The 741-nt window shown below is 45.5% G+C and carries 2 pseudogenes; both read right to left on the bottom strand.

Annotated elements, in window-relative coordinates:
* Window positions 1-400: pseudogene (locus JMF81_RS02290) on the bottom strand (siphovirus ReqiPepy6 Gp37-like family protein); the annotation flags it as partial.
* A pseudogene (locus JMF81_RS02285) lies at window positions 388-741 on the bottom strand (hypothetical protein); the annotation flags it as partial. The pseudogenes JMF81_RS02290 and JMF81_RS02285, both read right to left, overlap by 13 nt.

Genomic DNA, 741 nt, shown 5'->3' with positions numbered 1-741 from the left:
CAAACTGATAGGACGGAATATCAATCTCACTTGATTCTTCCGGAAATGTAAAAAGTCCGCCAAAGGCATTGCCTAAGACAGACTCTAATATTTCGTTTGCATCCCCGGATACCGTCCTATAATCCTGTCCGGAAGGCGGTTGGATAATGTACTGTTCCAACAACTTCCGAATTGCATTTCCTCGCCATGTTTCTTCCTCGGAGTTAGTGTTTACCTCCATCTCTTCAATCAGAGCACAATACTCTGTACCAGGCGACATAATCCAATATCCCATCTGCAGCTGTCCACGAGTGCAGGTTATCTCTACATCGTTTTCACCGCCCAGGTCAAAATCCATGGTGGCGTCATCCGGGAATGGACGTAACTCCATCCGATCTGCAGAGCATACTATAAAGTCCATCGCGGCTCACTCCTTTCATCAAACAAGGTAATATCAATGCCGTATCCGCCTGGCCATGTGAGCACTTGACGCCCCGGCGGAATCTTTTCGAATACACTTTGTAACTTATACCGGCTGTTATACAGATCTGTCTCTTCTCCGAGACGGCCAATCTTAATAACTGTGTTCGATCTGCTGTCAATCACTAATCTCTCATCCGTAAATACAGTAGTCTCTACTTTATAGATGTGGTTTGCAATCACGATTTCCGGATCCGTGACCGGTCCATATATCGTCATCCGGAAATGACATGGCAGATAAGATTCGTTGTTGATCATCCTTGTGCCTCGGACTCTTTTTAA

The sequence above is a fragment of the Anaerostipes butyraticus genome, assembly GCF_016586355.1.
In the GTDB taxonomy this organism is placed as follows: domain Bacteria; phylum Bacillota; class Clostridia; order Lachnospirales; family Lachnospiraceae; genus Anaerostipes; species Anaerostipes butyraticus.
This window is presented reverse-complemented; position numbering and strand designations above follow the sequence as displayed.